Below are 18699 nucleotides of genomic sequence, written 5' to 3'. Positions count from 1 at the left end.
CAATTTTCATGTTGATCTCAGATTTCGAGCACATAATGGGAAAATAGAAGTCCAATCCATTTTCATGGCACCCAGCAGGTGTTGAAAATGGCGCGCGATGCATCCGTGAAGTATTCACATTTATACTGAAAGCGGGCTACTTCTGCTTGTTTCTGAAAATGAAAAATACCGACGCTTTAACGGTTTTTTCATTTTCAGAAAGTTAATTCAGGCTCGCTTTCAGTAGAATTCATTTATTAGTGGAGTGAATTTTCAAGATAAATCCAAGCGGAGGTGATTGAATGGGTAAATCAAAATGGTTGAAATGGCAAATCGGTGCAGCCGGAGCCTTAGGTATTGCTTTGTTGTTTCAGAATGTAAAGGAGAGTCCGACATTCGCCAAAGCAGTGGAGAAGGCCACGGCTCCTCAACAGCAAAACGATTTTTTTTCAAATGATGATTCCGTCATGAATGAATTGTTTAATTCCGATCCAAACAGCAACTCGTCGGGCGGGACTGTAAGTCCGTATATTGATAATCAGCCTTATCAGCAGCAAGCTCCAAGCATGAGTTTCCATACTAGAAGCCGGCGTTCCTAACCGGCGGAGGCGGGAATGGTTATGACGACACAGGATCATCAAGCGAAAGCCCAATCTTATTCATTCCGGTTTCGGGCCATGAATACGGAAATCGAAGCGTTTGTATTTTGCACAGAGGAACAAGTTGCTCCAACACAGCGGCTGGTCTTTGATTGGTTCCAGGCTGCCGAGCGGAGATTCAGCAGATTTCTGCCCGCCAGCGAGCTCAGTTATTTGAATCGCTTGACCGGCCAGACCTGTCTCGTCTCCGAAGCGATGCTCGAAGTGCTGCTGCTGGCAGAGTCGTATACCCGGTTAACGGAGGGAATCTTTCAGCCGTTGATCTTAAAGGCTTTGGAGCAGAGCGGATACAATCAATCTTTCGAGCTTATGGAGCATGGGCCCAATTACCGGATCCAATTGACTGCAGATCGTACGCAAGCCAATGACGACCTCAGAATCGTTACGAATTCGTCCATGAAATCCGTCCTTCTTCCAACTGATGCGAAAATGGATTTGGGCGGCATCGTCAAAAGCTGGGCGGTCAAGCGCCTGGCCGGATGGCTGCAAAAACAGCACGGCCTGCAGAGCGGCATGATCAATGCCGGCGGCGATCTTGCCGTATGGGGAAGACCGGACGGAGGCTCCGGAGCTTGGAGGATCGGAATTGAAAATCCGTGGAAGGCGGACCAGGTCATTGGCATACTCGCATTGGATCATGGAGCGGTGGCAACCTCCAGTAAACTCGGAAGGCAGTGGGATACGGAGCATGGCAAGATGCACCACCTGATTGATCCCCGATCGATGCGTCCGAGCGAGAGCGATGTGCTGCAGTGTACGGTTACCGGAGAAGACGTGTTGGAATGCGAGATATGGTCGAAGGTGATCTGCATTTTGGGATACGAAGAAGGAGCCGCCTTATTCACAAAGAAAACGAGCGGTTATGAAGCGCTTGTTTTTACCGAAAAGGGAGAAGTCCATAAAATTGGAGAACTGGAAAATTTTCAAGGGGGTGACAATATTGGCTGAATGGATCACTAGCTTGCCGTTATGGGGAATCATTCGTGTATTGGGGTTGATTTCGTATCTATCCCTTACCTTGGGGGTGTGCTTGGGAATTGTATACAGCTTTCCGATTTGGAAGGGAAAAGTTAAAGCCTCGATGTATAAAACCCACACTTTCTTTACGATTGCCGGAACGGCGCTGGGTTTGCTGCACGGAGTCTTTACGGTGGTTGATACTTACATGCCCTTCTCCTGGAGGGAGGTTTTGGTTCCATTTGCCGCATCTCACTCTCCGTTTTTAAACGGACTTGGGACGCTGGCGGGATACGGCATGCTGTTGCTGATCTTCACTTCCGATATCCGGAATAAACTGGGGAAGATCGTCTGGCGGTCCATTCATTTATTATCTTATCCAATTTGGCTGATGGCTTTCATTCACGGCTATTTTCTGGGGACGGACAGCAGCCTGCATGACATCGGCTTGATGTATTTCTACTCTCTCGTGGCGATTGTGCTGTTGACTTTTATCCGGTTTGCTCTGCCTCCGGGGCCAAAGGCCGATCCGGCTCGTCGCCGAGCCGACCGTTCCAGGCGGGTAATCAACGGGCGCGCCGCAGAATAAAGCTTCATATCAGGAGTCTGTCCGACAAAGCGAAAATGATGAACATTTATTCAATTTAATCGTTATTCCGAAAAAGGGATGGCACTGCACCGCTGTTAAAACCGCATCGGGAGCGTAAGCTAAAACTTTCCGTGCTCATTCCTTTATTCCTTCATACTCCTAGGGCCGATTTGGGGAGGTGATTTTGAAAAATTCACGTTGCTGTGGGACATTCTGACATTCGCCTGACACATTCCTTGTATATGCTTTGATAGAATCATGACTTTTTATAAAGTTCATTATTGAGAGAGTTGTGTCTCCTTAGAAAAAAGAACGCCAGGGAGTGAGAACACGAAATGAGAAAATGGATCATGCTCGTATCCGGAGTGGTTATCATTGCACTCGCAGTCGGAGGATATCAATGGTTTGTCAAAAAACCGGAAAAAAGCGCAGCCCCCACCGTAAACACGGCCAAGGTCAAGAGAGGCGATCTGAGTGTTACCGTATCCGGCACGGGAACGGTAGGACCGGTGAACCGTCAAACGGTGAAGGTATTAAAGGGAGGACAAATCAAGGAAGTGCTCGTCCAGGAAGGGGATGCCGTCAAGAAGGGTCAGCTGCTGTGCACCTTTGAAGCCAAGGATAACAGCGATCAAATCCAACAGGAGGAGCTCAATCTCTCAAAAGCCCGGCTGGATTTGGCCGATGCCCAGCAGCAATTTAAAGACCAGGCGTTCGGCAGCAATGTGGACGACTTAAAATCCAATATTAAAAAGCTGCAGCTGAGCGTTGATCAATCGCTGCAGAAAATTCAGACCCTCGAAGCCGATCAGCAGCCTTCCGATCCCGTAGTCGCCCCGATGGACGGAGTGATCTCCACGCTGAGCGTCGATGCGAACCAGCAGCTCAATGACGGGGGAGAGTTTGGCGTCATTACCGATTATCAGCATCTGCAGGTCGTGATTCAAGTGGATGAGCTGGATATCAGCAAAGTGCAGAAAGGGCAGAATGTGCAGATAACATTGGACGCCCTTCCCAATCAAGCGATTGAAGGCACAGTAGAGAAAATTTCGGCGGAGGGCACGGCCTCGAACGGTGTAGCCGTATTCGATGTCACCATCTCTCTGAAAAATGTGCAGAACGTCAGGGCGGGGATGACCGCAGAAGCGGAAATCAAGGTTGCGGATAAACCGGATGCGCTGATGGTGCCGATCGAAGCGGTTCATCAAATCCGCGGGAGAAATGTCGTATTCCTGTCGAACACGGTGAATACAGGCTCCAACACTACTGGAGCTCCCCAAAGAAGTCCTCGGCCAAATGGGAACTCCGGAGCTGCCGAAAACGCTGGAAACTTCGGAAACACTGGGAACTCCGGAAACGCCGAAAGCTCCGGAAATGCAGGCAACTCCGGAAACTCTGGAACTCCTCCCCGAAACGTCAGGGAAGTACAGGTCGGCATACATAATGAAAGCTACATCGAGATTGTTTCCGGCCTGAAAGAAGGAGATGAAGTGATCCTGCCGATGGTGGCGGGAAGCTCATCGGCGAACAGCAATGTTCGTGGAGCCGGTTTCGGCGGACCCGGTATAGGCGGATTCGGCGGCGGATTCGGCGGCGGAGGCGTAAGAGTCACCGGCGGCGGAGGCGGTTCAAGGGGTGGCGGCCGATGAGCTCCTCCCGTCCGTTAATTCAAATTAAGCGGTTGTCCCGGTGGTATAAGATGGGCGGGGAAACGGTCAACGCGCTTAAAGGAATTACCTTTACCATTAATGAAGGGGATTTTGTGGCCATCATCGGTCCTTCCGGTTCAGGCAAATCGACCTTGATGAACATGATCGGTTGTCTGGATGTTGCCAATGAAGGAAGCTACAAGCTGGACGGACAGGAGGTCGGCAAGCTGTCCGATAACGGTCTGGCCCAAATCCGCAACGAGAAGATCGGATTCATTTTTCAAAGCTTCAACCTTTTGCCCAAGCTGTCCGCCTTGGAAAACGTGGAGCTGCCCTTGATCTATCGGGGTGTACCGTATAAGCAGAGGCGCAAGCAGGCGGAGGAAGCGCTTGTGAAGGTGGGTTTGGGAGACCGGATCCATCACCGCCCGACCGAGCTTTCCGGAGGACAGCAGCAGCGGGTGGCTATCGCCAGAGCCTTGGCTGGAAACCCTCCGATTCTCTTGGCGGATGAGCCGACGGGGGCATTGGATTCGACCACAGGCAAAGAAATCATGCAGATGATCCGGGAATTGCATGCACAAGGCCATACCATTATTGTCATTACCCATGATTTGTCCATCGCCGCGCAGGCCGAACGAATTATCCGGATACAGGATGGCCTGATTCTGGAGGAGCAGGGGGTGACGGGATGAATTGGATACAAGGCTTGAAAATGGCATGGAAAAGCATCGTCAGCAATAAACTGAGATCATTTCTGACCATGCTCGGCATCATCATTGGCGTTGCAGCCGTTATCGTGCTGGTATCGCTTGGACAGGGAGCCACGGCCTCAGTCAAAGCGACAGTGGAGAGCTTGGGAACCAATTTGCTGACCGTAAATATCACCGGAAGAGGCGCACAAACCTCGCTTACATACAATGAGGCCATGAAATTTGCGGATCTTCCCGGAGTATTGGAGGTTTCCCCTGTCATTACGGGATCGGTTAAAGCGAAGAACGGCACTGAAAATGAGGATGTTTCGCTGGAAGGGATTACGCCGGAATATGAATCGGTGCGCAATACGCATGTGCAGGCAGGACGTTTTCTGCTGCCGATTGATATCCAATTCCGCCAAAAGGTCGCGCTGATCGGCACAACAACCGCACAAACCCTATTCGGCGCGAGCAACCCGCTCGGCAGCTATATATTGATCAACGGAAACAAATTCCTCATTGTCGGCTTGTTGGAGACCAAAGGGAGCAGCCTTGGGGGAAATAACGACGATCGCATATTGATCCCGATCACCAGCGCGGAACGGCTTCTGTCAAGCAAAGGGGTCAGGCAGGTTTACATTCAGGCCAAATCGGCGGCCGATGTGGATACGGCCAAGAATGCTCTGGATGCCGCGCTCCAGAAGAAGTTTCGCGGAACGACCGCCAATAATACGAGCAATAATACTGCAGGCTACCGGATCTTCAACCAACAGGACGCATTGGATACGGTAAGCACGATTACCCAAACCTTGACCTTGACCTTGGGTGGAATCGCCGCCATTTCGCTGCTGGTCGGAGGAATCGGCATCATGAATATCATGCTGGTGTCGGTCAGCGAGCGAACCCGGGAGATCGGCATCCGCAAAGCGGTCGGGGCCAAAAAACGCGATATTCTCATCCAGTTTCTGATCGAATCCATGGTGCTGGGCGGAATCGGCGGAATTCTCGGCGTGGGGGCTGGAATCGGCGGTTCCGTATTGATTTCGAAATTGCTGAAAATGACTGCCGTATTGTCGTTTCAAATTACCATCATCGCTTTCGCCTTCTCCTTAAGCGTAGGCATTTTGTTCGGTCTTCTGCCGGCTAATAAAGCATCCTCGTTAAAACCGATTGAAGCGTTAAGATCCGAATAATCATATAGGGGAGAGAAGAAATGAAAGAATTTAATCTGTTGCGCCGACGTTTGCTGATTGTTTTTATGGCCGTGCTGTTGTCAATGAGCGCTGCCGGCTCGGTCATTGCCGCGAATCCGACCGCGGCTGCAAACTCAAATCAGGGAGCTTACAATTCCGTAATCGGAAAAATCGGCATCGGCTCGAACCGTTACATGCAACTGCAGAATGCCAGCCTGCTTGCCAATGACAACGGACAAACCTTGACTTTTCAAGCGATGATCCATAATGGCGGCAAGGAGGATATTTCCTTGAGCGACTATTATATCCGCGTAAAGAGCAAAGCGGGGATTTCCTACTATCCTGATTTGGCTCCGCAGGATAAAAATCAGAAGCTGATTCCGGCAGGTTCCGATCGAACCTTTCAATTTTACGTCTCCGTCGACTCCACAACCAAGCTGAGCGATCTGCTCTTTGCGGCGATTCAATGGGATTTCAGTCTTGACAATTTTGAAAGGGTTCTGGGCAAAATCGCGGTCCCCAAAAATTATTCGGCGGAGACTCCTTGGAACCGGAAGCAGGAAATTTCCTTGAACGGGGCCTCTTTGACGACTTGGATTCAGGGGATTGATCTGTACCGCAATGATCAGTACATTTTGCCGACGATCAATCTGTATGCTGAAAATTCCGGGAATCTCAGCGCCGTGCTGCCCAGCTTGCAATTTTATATCCGGACGTCCAATGGAGACATCTTTCCGATGGACGCCAGCGGTTTGCAAAGCGGTCTGATCATGCCTCCGGCAACCGGCGCGCAGGTGACAATCAGCGGAACGCTCCCGGCAACGGTAAACCAAAAAGGCCTGCAGCTGCTCGTTTCCCGAACGATTACCACCACCAATTCGAACACTGGCAGCAGTAGCAGCAGTTCATCGTCCCAGCAGAGCAGCTCGTCAACCGTGCTTCCGATTGCCATCTATCAGCTCAAGCTGGACGCTAAGTACCCCGCCAGTAAGGATAACAAATATTCATTTTCCACGAAGGATGGAACATACAGCGTCCAGTTCGATTCCTTGCAAAGATGGCCGTGGAATGATCAGGATCTTTTGACAGCCGACTTTACGCTGTCGAATCCAACCGATCATACGCTTCCGATTCCTCAATTCACGGGGAAATTTCAAATCAACCATGCCGTGACCGTAACGGCCGGGACGGTTTCCACGGATTCAATCAGCACCTTGCAGCCCGGGCAGAAAAAGCGAATTCAGCTTCAGGGAAAAATCGGGTTCGGCGAGTCTCTGGAATCCGTGGAGATTTTTCTGCAGAACGGCCTTTCCGATATTATGCATCTGACGCTTTCGCAATTGTCGAACACCCCTGAGGTAAAATCCGGACAATCCTATACGTTGAACGATGTCGGAGCAAGCTATTCAGTCACGGTTTCTTCCAAGGACACCTTTGCAGGCGACAGCGACGATATCATCGCTGCGAAGGTCGACATGCAGAATCTGGAGAAACGCACGATCCCGCTGACCAATCTGACAGCCCAATTCGTGGCGCCGGACGGAAGCGTGTTTCCTGCGGAAATCACGAGCATCACGCAAAAAATCATTCCTCAGGCGAAGGCGTCGCTGTTGGTATGGGGCAACTTTCCCAAAGGCTATGACGCTTCGGGACTGCAGGTGCTGCTCGGAGAATCGGTGACCGCTGGTCATTCTACGCCGAGCGGAGGACAGCCCGACGCCTTTACGAATGCGGTGATATACGGTCTGCCGGACGAACATACAGAGGTGCAGTCCGGTCTCGGTCAAATCAATCTGTTCCCGTACACCTTGAACATTTCCAATACGAATTTTCCTTATTTCGTATACGACAAGGCGACAAACACCTTTGATTTGAATTTCAGCTTCGACTATGATTTTAGTAAGAATTCGCTGGTGACGGCGAATATGGACAACCGTCATGTGATCGTTGAGCTTTTGGACGGGAACGGTTCACAGCTCCTGTCGCAGGAATTGGACTTTGTGGACACGAAATCCGGCAATCCCGTCCTGAAATTGGGTTCGGATACGATGAAGCTGCATGCGACTGTCTCGGAAATTTCTTTCAACAGCAGCAGCTATACCGTCAACATTTACAGCGAATTCCAATCCGGGCACAAAAAGCTGCTGGCACAACAAAAATTATAGATTTGCGTTAACCTGTCCGATAAGAAGGAGTCTTGGCATGAATGAAAACGATTCTGGTCGTGGAAGATGAACTGGCGATATCACGTGTGCTGAAAGCCTACCTAAGCAAAGCGCATTATGAGGTGGAGCTGGCATTTAACGGCAATGAAGCGCTGGAGAAGTTCAATACGATAAAGCCGGCACTGGTTCTGCTCGATGTGATGCTGCCCGGCAAGGACGGCTGGGAAGTGCTGGGAAGCATACGCGAGAAAAGCTCCTGCCCGGTCATCATGCTGACGGCTTTGGGCGATATCGACCAAAAATTGGACGGATTGAATCAAGGGGCGGACGATTACATCACCAAGCCTTTCAACGCCGAGGAAGTCGTGGCGCGCGTCAATGCGGTATTGCGGCGGCCGACACAGATGCTGGAGGACCATAAAACGAGATATTTCGGCAGCTTAAAGGTAGACTTCAAGTCTCATTATGTATCGCTTCACGGAATCGGGCTGAATTTCACGCCGCGGGATCTTTCGCTCTTGTTGTTCCTTGCGGATCATCCCAATCAAACATTCAGCAGAGAGCAGCTGATCGAGCAATTGTGGGGCATCGATTATGAAGGGAGCGACCGGGCGGTTGATTTGGCCATTAAGAGAATCCGCAAAATATTGATGAATTGGCCGTCCGATGAGGGCGAAATCATCACGCAGAGAGGATTGGGTTATCAATTCCATGTTCACGAAAAGTAACCGCCGCCAAACCCTGCTGCGCTATTGGACGTCGCGATATCTGCTGATCCTGTGCATCGGATTGATTCTGATCGGTGTCGTCTCCTACGAATGGATCACGTTCAGCGCCAATGAAAAAAGATTGGAAATCGTCAAATGGTTTGCCTATGAAATCGCCGATCAGGTCGTGGATGACAACGGACAGCTCAATGCCGATTTCAAACTCCCGAGAGATCTGGAAACAAGAGAACGCTTGTTTGACTTAAAGGGAAGACCCGTTATTCTGGTTTTCGATCGATCTCAAAGCCTCGTCTCCAAATTGCCCGGCCAATTTCCGGCAAGCGAGTGGATTCGGCAAATCTCGGGCTCATTGAAGGATGCGAAGAATGACGGGCAAATCCAAACCGGCCGCGGACCGCAGTTTTCCTATGTCAAGCAGCCCATCCAATATAAGCAGCAGACGGTCGGTTGGGTGGTGATTGTCTATTCGCAGGAAAATCTCGTCAAGGACCGGGAGGGCATTGAATTTCTGCTCGTCATGCTGTCCGGGATCGCGTTTCTCGGGTGGGCGGTCATCTATCTTTTGACCAAAAAGCTGTCCGCTCCGGTCAAAGAGGTCGCCCGGGCCGCCAAGCAAATCGTTGCGGGCAATTATGACATTCATTTTGACAAAAAAATCAAGGAAAAAGAAATATACGACTTGACGGAATCGTTTAAAAATATGGCGGATCGGCTGCGTCAATCGGAGATGATGCGGACGGAGCTGCTTGCCGGCGTGACCCACGAATTGAAGACGCCTGTAGCTTCGATCGGGGGCCTGATCCAGGCCGTCAATGATGAAGTGGTAACGGGAAAAGAAGCCCGGGAATTTCTGGAGATATCGATCAACGAAACGAACAAGCTGCAAAAAATGATTGAAGATCTGTTGGATTATAATTCGTTTGTGGTCGGAGCGATGAAGGTTCACAAGCAGGAGACCAACATGAACAATCTGATTCAGGAAATCGTGTATCAATGGAAAATTGCCCAGGAGCAGGGAACGGTTCGCGTGAACACTCATCTTCCGCAAACACCAATTCTGTATTCGACCGATCCCGTGCGCATTCAGCAAATTCTCTACAATTTGCTGAATAATGCCAAGCAGTCGTTTGAAGCCGCCGGACAAATTGACGTCACGCTAGCCGAGACGGCGGATGGAATGCGTATCGACATCAAGGACAACGGCCCGGGAATTGCTGCAGAAGAGAAGGACATCATCTTTGAACGTTTTTATCGGGGACAGAACAAAAAGAACAAAGTGAGGGGACTCGGACTCGGCTTGCCGTTCAGCAAAGTCATTGCCAAGTCGCTCGGAGGAGATGTTTATTTGGCGGAGAGTTCGAGCGGCGGGTCCACCTTCACTTTGCAATTGACCCGCCAGGATGAATTGCGCTTAAATAGCCTCTCGGAATTCGAGTGCTGCTGAAGGAGTGGAAAATGAAACCCATTTTCAAAAATAGGCAGGCTACCCCGATGAAAAAGAGGAGTTTTTTAAAAAATTAGGCGGCAGCAGGGCAAATCGTTGACCGAAGTAGATCCCACTGCTCCTTTTGGCTAACGTGCCACGCATCAATGTGCTGACAGATCATAACGGCATAGATACGCATGTACCACATCATGGTAGAGCGGTGCCTGCCGGATTCCAACTTGTAATCGAGCTTCTCCCGTTTGTTGGACCGCTCGACGGAGGTGCGGCAGAACAAGAAAGGAACGCATCAGGGAAGCCGGGTCACGAGCCTTCGGCCCTTGGTCGAAGTAGGAGTCGCGGAAAACCTTGTCCCACCTGCCTCGGCGAATGCCGAGAGGCTATTTAATATAAAAGGAGGCTTGCTTCTTATGACTTATTTCATTCGGAACTTGCATTTTATCGTGATTCATATCCCGATTGCCATGCTCATTTTCAGCTTTGTATTCGATCTGCTTGCGCTGTTTCTCAAAAAGAAGGAATGGCATGCGGCGGGGCTGCTGTCCCTGGTCGTTGGTACCCTAGGGGCAGTTGCCGCCGTAATCACCGGACCGGAAGGGGAACGCAATCCGCTTTTTCCCGCCCATGAGCTGTATGGAAAAATAACGATGATCTTCTTTATTCTGCTCACCTCGGTGCGTTTGTGGCTGCACTTTAGAAAGCGTCAGCAGGTCGGGAAAAGCAAAACCTATTTGGCTGCGGCGCTGGTGGGAGCGCTGCTTGTTTCCTACACGGGGCATCTTGGAGGCCAGATGGTCCATCCCGACCGCAGCAAATTCCAGAACAGGCAATTCCGCGAGGACGGCAGCAGGCGGCTGCAGCGCGACGGTCAGCCTTCATTTCAGCAAAACAATTCAACCTTGAACGAACAGCGGAATCAAAAGGCCGTCAGCGGCCGCCTGCCGCAATCCAATTAAATTTTGCGGATTCGGAAATTATCCTCGAGCAGCAGCCAATTTTGCGGAAAAGGACTGTGATCTCTGATCGCGCTCCAGGCAATTACCCATCATCAGCAAAATGTGATAGAATATTTGAATGGATAATTGGATCCTGTTCATTATTCACAACATATTGCGAGGTAAGGGTGGTTTTTTAGAGTGAGAAACATCAATGTCAAATCGATCCAATCCGTTGACCGTGCAATCCATATTTTAAATTGTTTCAGTTTTGATCGAAGCCAGCTGACCATTGACGAGGTCACTCAAAAAACCGGATTATCGAAGGCGACCGCATATCGGCTGCTGTGGACTTTGGAAAAAAACGGGTTGATTCATTATGACGTAAAAGAAAACGTATATCGGCTGGGTTATAAAATGCTCGAATATGGCGGAATCGTATTGGAAAATCAGGATATTCGCAGGGAAGTCGAGCCCTTCTTGCTGGAATTGCATGAAAAGATTCAGCATACGGTTCTGTTGGCTGTCAGACAAGAGGATACCATGCAGTATTTGCTCCGATATGATACTGACGAAGGCTTTCAACCAAGATCTTATGTGGGAAGAAGACGAATTTTGCACTATGGGGCTTTAGGCACGATTTTTATGGCCTATCTCCCTGAGGAAGAAGCCCGGGCGATTGTTCGGCAGTACCCGCTGGAAGCGCATACTCCCAATTCCATTACGGATGAAGAGCAGTATTTCAAAAGATTGAAAACCATTCGAGAGCAAGGTTATTTCATTGATGTCGATGAGACGTTTGTCGGATTTACGGCGGTAAGCGTTCCTGTGATGAATGCCGGAGGGAGGGTTGAGGCGGTGATCGGCATCGCGGGACCCAGCTTTAAATTTGTGGGCGAGACTTTGCAGCAAATCCTTGAATTAACCCAAAAAACGGCTGCAAGCATTTCGCTGCGTCTCGGCTATGTGGAAGGACGCTTCTGAATAAGCGCAAAGGCATATGAGAATTCGTAAACGCCCCCTTGAGAAATATTGACAGCATAAATTGGAATATGCTATTTTTAGATTAACATAATGACTCGATAATTCACATAGTGAATTTATAGTTATTGCATCGTTTGAATAAGTTAATTTGAAAGTAGTTGCAATATTTCTGGAGAGGAGTTTATGAATATGTCAAATTCTCAAGAACATGCGCAATTCAGCAAGGATCTGGAAAGAAATAACCTTGGACCTTTGTGGGACAATATTCTGCATATGGTAACGAAGGAGCCTGATCACGACATTGTTCCTTATTTGTGGAAGCTGGATCAAATCAAGGAGTATCTGTATAAGGCCGGCGACATTCTCAAGCTTGGCCGCACCAGCGAAAGAAGGGTGATCTATTTGCAGAATCCTTCCTTAATGAAAAAAGGCTTGATCGGCTATTCGACATATACATTATACGCGGGCATTCAATTGCTGCTGCCGGGAGAAGTCGCTCCTTCCCATCGGCATTCCCAGTCAGCGATCCGCTTTGTTATCGAAGGGGATGGCGCGTACACTTCCGTCGACGGGGAAAAGCTCTATATGGAAAAAGGGGACTGCATCCTGACTCCGCCTTTTTGCTGGCATGACCACGGGCATGAAGGAAATGAGCCGATGATCTGGATGGACGGCTTGGATGTGGGAATCGTGAAATCGTTTGCCGGCTCATTCTATGAGCCCTATGCCAATGAGACTTACCCTCTCCAGCGTCCCGATGACTTTTCGACCAAACAGTATTCCTCCGGTTCCTTCCGTCCGGTCTGCGACAGGGGGCTTGACGGATATCCTTCTCCGCAAAAATCGTATAAGTGGAATCAGGTCAAAAGCGTCTTGGAACAAATGACGGAGTTTGACCCTGATCCTTTCGACGGGTATGCCGTGGATTATATGAATCCGGTTACCGGCGGTTCGGCGGATTACCGGATTGGAACGACGATGCAAAAATTAACTCCGGGCATGCGCACGAAAGCGCATCGCCATGTCCACAGCGCGGTCTATCACGTTATGGAAGGAAACGGTTATACCGTCATCGACGGGGTCAAGTTCGAATGGTCCAAAGGGGATTTCTTCATTCTTCCGCCGTGGAGATGGCATGAGCATGTAAACACCGGAGATAAGGACGCTCATTTATTCTCCTTTAACGACCGCCCTGTACTGCAAATGCTGAAGCTGGAAAGAAACGAGAGTCTGGAACAAAACAACGGTCGCCAGGAGATCAAAAGCACTTTCTCTCCGGAAGATGCAGCATAGAGATTTATAAATTATTGGAGGTATTTCGAACATGACGATGACTTTTGAATCAGAGAGCAAAACCATTTCCGAGGTTTTGTTCGAATCCGTTCAAAAGTACGCAGATAAAATCGCTGTCATTGACAAGGATAAGGAACTGACCTTTCTGGATTTGGACCGGCTGTCGCTTCGCCTTGCAAAGCATCTGATTCATATGGGAATTCGCAAAGGCGATGTGGTGGCGCTTCAGCTGCCGAACATCTGGCCGTATATTGTATCCTTTCTGGCCGTTTCCCGAATCGGCGCAATTGTTCTGCCCTTGAATTTGACATACCGAAAAAAAGAATTGACATTCATGCTGAATCACAGCGAAGCCAAGGCCGCTGTTGTGGCGGGCGAATGGAGAGGCTTTAATCATATGGATATGATGAAGGACTTAAAGGGGCTGGCCCCCAGCTTCCGGCATGTGATTGCTTGCGGTATTGGGATATCCGGCGCGGATCATGTCTTTTCCGAGCTGCTGACCTATGATCCGCCCGGCGTTTCAATGGAAGATATCCAAAAGAATACGCCGGCGCTGGATGACATGGTCGCGATTATGTTCACCTCGGGGACGGAATCCGATCCCAAAGCGGTCCTGCATTCGTATCGGACTTTCATTCCCAGTCATATGCTGAGCGGCCGGGAATATCAGATCAGTTCCGATGAGGTCATTCTATCCTTGACGCCTCTGGCTCATATGTTTGCTCTGCCGGTCATTATTTCGGCGATCCGCAACGGGGCCAAACAGGTGATGCTGGATCTTTACAAGCCGGAAACCTTCATTCAACTGCTCGAAGATCGGCAGATTACGTTTCTTATTGCCGCGCCCGCGCAATTGATCGATATATTGAGCCTTGTGAAAGACAAAGCTTCCCCACGGTCCAAGCTTCGCATGGTTCTCACCGGCGGGACCAAAATCCCGGCGAAAATGGTGGAGGAATTCCGCGCAAAATTCAACTGCGTGATCGCTGCGCAGTGGGGCATGACGGAAGTCGGCGCAGGGGCCTATACGAGACCGGATGACCCTGCACACCTGGCGGTTGAAACGATCGGCCGCGCATGCCCTTTTGGCGAAATCCGAATTTTTTCGGAAGATCAAAAGGAGCTGCCTTTGGGTGAGGTCGGTCAAATCGGCTTCCGCGGCCCATCCCTGTTCATCGAGTATTACAAAAACCCGAGAGCCACTAGGGAAGCTCTGACAGAAGGCGGCTATTTTCTGACGGGGGATTTGGGCTGGTTGGATGAACAAGGGTACCTGCATTTTATGGGCCGCCAAAAAGATATCATCAATCGGGGCGGACTGAAGGTACATACGGCTGAGATTGAAGAAGCCCTGATGATGCACTCCAAAATCCGCCAAGCGGCTGTAGTCAGCGTGGAAGATGAGCGGCTGGGCGAGAGGGGACTGGCTTTCGTTTCATTGAGAGAGAATAACCAGACATTCACTATGGATGAAATGGTAAAATTTTTGCAGGATTTGGGCATGGCTAAATATAAAATACCGGAATTTTTGGAGGTCCGCGACGAACTGCCGACTACCCCGTCGGGAAAGGTGAGAAAGGGAGATCTTCGCAACAAAATTCAACGTCATGATTGAAATAATTTTATTAAACGGACGTGTGGAGGAATCGGAATGAAATTTGCTTTATTCAATGATTTTCAATTGGGACTGATCGAGAATGATACTGTTTACGATATCGGACATGCCATCGGCGCATTTGCCCGGAAATCGGATTGTCCGATGGTTGATTTTATTCGCCAGTTTGCTTCCAAAACGGATGAATGGGCGGCTCTGAAAGAAAATGCTCTGCGGTTCTCTTTATCGGAGGTGCGGCTGCGGCAGCCGCTGGCCCGGCCGGGTAAAATCGTGGCGGCTCCCGTCAATTATGTGTCCCACCAGCAAGAGATGAAGGAAGAATTAACGGCAAGGAATCTCGGGTTTTTCCTGAAGGCACAGACATCCATTATCGGTCCCGGAGATACGGTTATGCTTCCGTATGCCGATCGCAGGATCGATCATGAATTGGAATTGGCTTTTGTCATCGGAAAAACAGCAAAAAATGTCTCCAGGGAAGAAGCTTTGGATTATGTGTTCGGTTATACCGGTTTGATTGACGTGACGTTAAGACCGGATGAGGTGCACATTGAAGAGCGGTGCCTGAGGAAGTCTTTTGATACTTTCACGCCGATCGGGCCATGGATTGTCACAAAGGACGAAATTCCAAATCCGGATGATATCAATATGGTATTAAAGGTCAACTGCGAGGTCAGACAAAAGGTGAATACCCGCGATCTGATATGCAATGTTGCCGAGTTGATTTCGATCTATTCCAAAATCATGACCTTGGAGCCCGGGGATCTTATCGCAACCGGGACACCCGAGGGTGTCGGTCCGATTAAAAAAGGAGATGCGATTGAACTGGAGATCGAAGGTATTGGTCAATTTGAAGTCAAGGTTGATATGGCTTAATCGACAGCAATGAGTGCACATAAAAACATCAGGAGGTAGTTGGAATGAATAACAGTGAAGCTAATTCGTTTCATCGTCCGGTTATTGTGGTAGGCGCCGGACCGGTAGGCATGACGGCGGCGCTGGCTTTGCGCCGGCATGGAATTCCAGCGACGATTTTGGAAGCGGAGCCCGAGGGCCGCATGCGTCCGGGCAGCCGCGCGATCTATATTCACAAAGCGACGCTGAAGCTGCTGGAGGAAATTTCTCCGGGATTGGGCTTCAAGCTGGCCCAGAGAGGCTTGGTATGGCCGCTGAAGCGGACGCTGTTCCGCGGCAAAGAGGTGTACCGCAGAGTTTATGCGACACCGGATCCGAAGGAGCTTCCACCGTTTACCAGCCTGCCGCAGACGGAAATCGAGGCGTTTATGCTTCAGGCCTGTAAAGACGCGGGGGTAGAATTTGTGTGGAATACTCCGGTCAGTGACGTAAAAACGGACGACCGCCGGGTCACGATAGCGACCGAAACGGGGCAGGTTTGGACTGCCGAGTATGTGGTCGGAGCGGACGGGTCGCGTTCGGTCGTGCGCAAGTCGCTCGGCATCAAGATGGAGGGCGCGCGGTCCCCGAACGCCTTCGTGGTGGTGGATGTAAAGGAGGATCCGGATAACCCGCTGCCGCTGGAGCGCATTTTCCATTACCAGCATCCGGCGATGGGCGGCCGAAATGTGCTTTATGTGCCTTTTACCGGTGGATGGCGGATCGATCTTCAATTATTTGAAGGGGATGACCCCGATGATTTCAGCAGCACCGAAGGGGTTAAAGCCTGGCTGCGCAAAGTGTTTGATCCGAAATATGCGGAACGGATAACCTGGGTATCGACGTATCAGTTTCTGCAGGTAGTGGCTGAAGAATTCACCGATCCGAACTACCGGGTGCTGCTGGCCGGCGAATCCTGCCATCTGTTTGCGCCGTTTGGAGCGCGGGGATTGAATTCGGGCGTGCCGGACGCGGTGGCGGCGGTGAAGGCGATCAATACGGCGCTGAACGCCAGAGAAGCGGCCGCGGGACAGCAGGCGGTCATGATCGCTGCGGACAAACGCAAGAAAGCGGCAATGCACAACCGTGCGAATGCGGGAGTCGCGTTGAATCATCTGCAGGGCAATTCCTTTGAGATGAGAGTGAAACGCTATTGGGCTGCGGCCCTGGCTCCGATGATGCCGAAATTGGGAAGATGGCTGGACGAAGGACCATACGGACCGAAAGCCGGACCTTCGGCAAGCAGCAAGTATTAAGGGCTCGCGATGAAATTAGTTCTACTTTTGGCGGCAAAGGTTCAAGCGGTTTAATTGATCTTTGCCACCAATTTAGTAGAAGTTATTTCATCGCGATGCCTAAACATTTTCGCTTGGCGAAAAAGGGCCTCCCTTTTCGCCAAGCTCTTTTGTTTCGGAATGGGGAGTGTGAAGAATAATGGGTACATATTTCAGGACTAATTACGATCAACTCATGAAACCGCTGGAGAAACGGATGTTTTCGCGCATTCGCTCCAAGCTTCTGGCAAAGGCCCAGGGTCATGTGTTGGAGGTGGGGTCGGGAACCGGCATCAATTTTCCGTTGTACACGAATGTTGAAGTCACGGCAATCGAGCCTGACCAAACGATGAGGGACCAGTCGATGAAGCGGGTCAAAGAAGCATCAGTCCCAATTCAAGTGGAGGATGGGGACGCGCAGCGGCTGAAATTTGCCGACGATACCTTTGATACTGTTGTGGGCACTCTTGTGCTTTGTTCGATACCGGATCCGTTGCAAGCTCTTCAGGAAATGAGGCGGGTTTTGAAAAGTCAGGGCAAGTTTTTGCTGTTTGAACACATTCGCTCCGACAACCCCGTTTTGGGAAAAACCATGGATATTCTCACGCCGGCTTGGAAGAGGATGTTCGACGGCTGCCATTTAAACCGAAATACGGTTGAGATCATTAGAAATGCCGGAATAGAGATCGAATCCATTCATAGGATGTTCAACCGCATTTTCGTTGTGATTGAAGGCTCAAATCCGAAACAGAGCTATTGAACCGCTACGGAAAAACATATACAATAATTCAATCACTTTATAATTTGAAGGAGAGTTTCATGTTTCCGTATTATGAACACATGCCTGAAGTTCATCCTTCTGTCTTTTTGGCACCGGGAAGTGTCGTGACGGGGGATGTCAAAATCGGAGAAGATTCCGGTGTCTGGTACAACGCGGTGATCCGCGGAGACGTGGCACCCACAATCATCGGTCAACGCGTGAATATCCAAGACAATTCTACTTTGCATCAAAGTCCCGGAAATCCGCTCATTATTGAAGATGAGGTTACAGTAGGCCACAACGTGATTTTACATAGCTGCCGCATCGGCAAAGGTTCTTTGATCGGCATGGGATCGATTATTTTGGATCGGGCGGAAATCGGCGAATTCACATTAATTGGTGCAGGAAGTCTGGTGCCTCCGGGTAAAAAGATACCTTCCCGCCATTTGGCTTTGGGTAATCCCGTTGCCGTGGTCAGGCCTTTGGAGCAAAAGGATTTGGATTATTTGAAACGAGCGGTCCAATCGTATGTGGATAAGGCCAAATACTATAAGAATCTGCATCTTAAAAAATAATCAAGAAAATTTCCTCTTAAAAATAGTTTTTTTTTATAGCATTCTCATATATTATATATTTAAAATGCATAACCTTATAAGCGTTTTATAGAAGAAAAAATGCAGTTGCTTATATTAAATAAAGGGGATGATGCCGTTTCAGCGACAATGAATGCTTGTGTTTTCACATCTTAAGTTGTATGAAAGCGTGTACAGCCAAACAATTAAGAGGGGGACTGGATTCCAGTGAATCGTTTTTATCAAAAGAGAATGATAGGTTTGCTTTTGGCAGTCATGATGGTATTATTGGCGGCATGCGGAGGCAATACCTC

17 protein-coding genes are annotated in these 18699 nt (G+C 49.7%); all 17 read left to right on the top strand.

What is annotated here, in order from left to right; all coding sequences use genetic code 11:
* Window positions 1–281 precede the first annotated feature (281 nt).
* The 17 genes from VF724_RS00085 (at window position 282) to VF724_RS00005 (ending at window position 18388) form a co-directional block, all read left to right on the top strand.
* Complete coding sequence (locus VF724_RS00085) at window positions 282–578, top strand: hypothetical protein (RefSeq protein ID WP_371752180.1); 297 nt, start codon at window positions 282–284, stop codon at window positions 576–578.
* A 15-nt stretch (window positions 579–593) separates the two neighbouring features.
* Entirely contained in the window at window positions 594–1586 is a 993-nt protein-coding gene (locus tag VF724_RS00080; protein WP_371752179.1) for an FAD:protein FMN transferase, read from the top strand.
* Window positions 1579–2184, top strand: a complete 606-nt coding sequence (locus VF724_RS00075) for a ferric reductase-like transmembrane domain-containing protein (RefSeq protein WP_371752178.1) — start codon at window positions 1579–1581, stop codon at window positions 2182–2184. Before VF724_RS00080 ends, VF724_RS00075 begins: the two co-directional genes overlap by 8 nt.
* A 335-nt stretch (window positions 2185–2519) precedes the next feature.
* Entirely contained in the window at window positions 2520–3833 is a 1314-nt protein-coding gene (locus VF724_RS00070) for an efflux RND transporter periplasmic adaptor subunit (RefSeq protein WP_371752177.1), read from the top strand.
* A complete protein-coding gene (locus VF724_RS00065; RefSeq protein ID WP_371752176.1) occupies window positions 3830–4528 on the top strand; it encodes an ABC transporter ATP-binding protein in 699 nt (232 codons plus the stop codon). Before VF724_RS00070 ends, VF724_RS00065 begins: the two co-directional genes overlap by 4 nt.
* Complete coding sequence (locus VF724_RS00060; protein WP_371752175.1) at window positions 4525–5721, top strand: ABC transporter permease; 1197 nt, start codon at window positions 4525–4527, stop codon at window positions 5719–5721. Before VF724_RS00065 ends, VF724_RS00060 begins: the two co-directional genes overlap by 4 nt.
* 20 nt (window positions 5722–5741) lie before the next feature.
* Window positions 5742–7886 carry a hypothetical protein gene (locus VF724_RS00055; RefSeq protein WP_371752174.1) on the top strand — a complete coding sequence of 715 codons (2145 nt, stop codon included), beginning with the start codon at window positions 5742–5744 and terminating at the stop codon, window positions 7884–7886.
* 41 nt (window positions 7887–7927) lie between these two features.
* A complete protein-coding gene (locus VF724_RS00050) occupies window positions 7928–8614 on the top strand; it encodes a response regulator transcription factor (RefSeq protein ID WP_371752173.1) in 687 nt (228 codons plus the stop codon).
* Window positions 8598–10058: a HAMP domain-containing sensor histidine kinase gene (locus tag VF724_RS00045; RefSeq protein ID WP_371752172.1), complete on the top strand. Its 1461-nt coding sequence runs from the start codon at window positions 8598–8600 to the stop codon at window positions 10056–10058. Before VF724_RS00050 ends, VF724_RS00045 begins: the two co-directional genes overlap by 17 nt.
* Window positions 10059–10468: 410 nt before the next feature.
* Window positions 10469–11014: a DUF2231 domain-containing protein gene (locus VF724_RS00040; protein WP_371752171.1), complete on the top strand. Its 546-nt coding sequence runs from the start codon at window positions 10469–10471 to the stop codon at window positions 11012–11014.
* 180 nt (window positions 11015–11194) lie between these two features.
* Entirely contained in the window at window positions 11195–11977 is a 783-nt protein-coding gene (locus VF724_RS00035) for an IclR family transcriptional regulator (RefSeq protein WP_371752170.1), read from the top strand.
* 189 nt (window positions 11978–12166) lie between these two features.
* Entirely contained in the window at window positions 12167–13270 is a 1104-nt protein-coding gene (locus tag VF724_RS00030; RefSeq protein WP_371752169.1) for a cupin domain-containing protein, read from the top strand.
* Window positions 13271–13301: 31 nt separating this feature from the next.
* Window positions 13302–14888 (top strand): class I adenylate-forming enzyme family protein, encoded by a 1587-nt coding sequence (locus VF724_RS00025; RefSeq protein WP_371752168.1) that lies wholly within the window; start codon window positions 13302–13304, stop codon window positions 14886–14888.
* Window positions 14889–14924: 36 nt separating this feature from the next.
* Window positions 14925–15761 carry a fumarylacetoacetate hydrolase family protein gene (locus VF724_RS00020; protein WP_371752167.1) on the top strand — a complete coding sequence of 279 codons (837 nt, stop codon included), beginning with the start codon at window positions 14925–14927 and terminating at the stop codon, window positions 15759–15761.
* Window positions 15762–15805: 44 nt separating this feature from the next.
* Window positions 15806–17035: an FAD-dependent monooxygenase gene (locus VF724_RS00015; protein ID WP_371752166.1), complete on the top strand. Its 1230-nt coding sequence runs from the start codon at window positions 15806–15808 to the stop codon at window positions 17033–17035.
* A 178-nt stretch (window positions 17036–17213) separates the two neighbouring features.
* On the top strand, window positions 17214–17813 hold the full coding sequence (locus VF724_RS00010) for a class I SAM-dependent methyltransferase (protein WP_371752165.1): 600 nt from the start codon (window positions 17214–17216) through the stop codon (window positions 17811–17813).
* A 59-nt stretch (window positions 17814–17872) separates the two neighbouring features.
* Complete coding sequence (locus tag VF724_RS00005; RefSeq protein WP_371752164.1) at window positions 17873–18388, top strand: gamma carbonic anhydrase; 516 nt, start codon at window positions 17873–17875, stop codon at window positions 18386–18388.
* Window positions 18389–18699 lie beyond the last annotated feature (311 nt).

The sequence above is a fragment of the Ferviditalea candida genome, from assembly GCF_035282765.1.
GTDB lineage: Bacteria > Bacillota > Bacilli > Paenibacillales > KCTC-25726 > Ferviditalea > Ferviditalea candida.
Note: the sequence above shows the minus strand (reverse complement) of the source record. Positions and strands in the feature narration are given on the sequence as shown.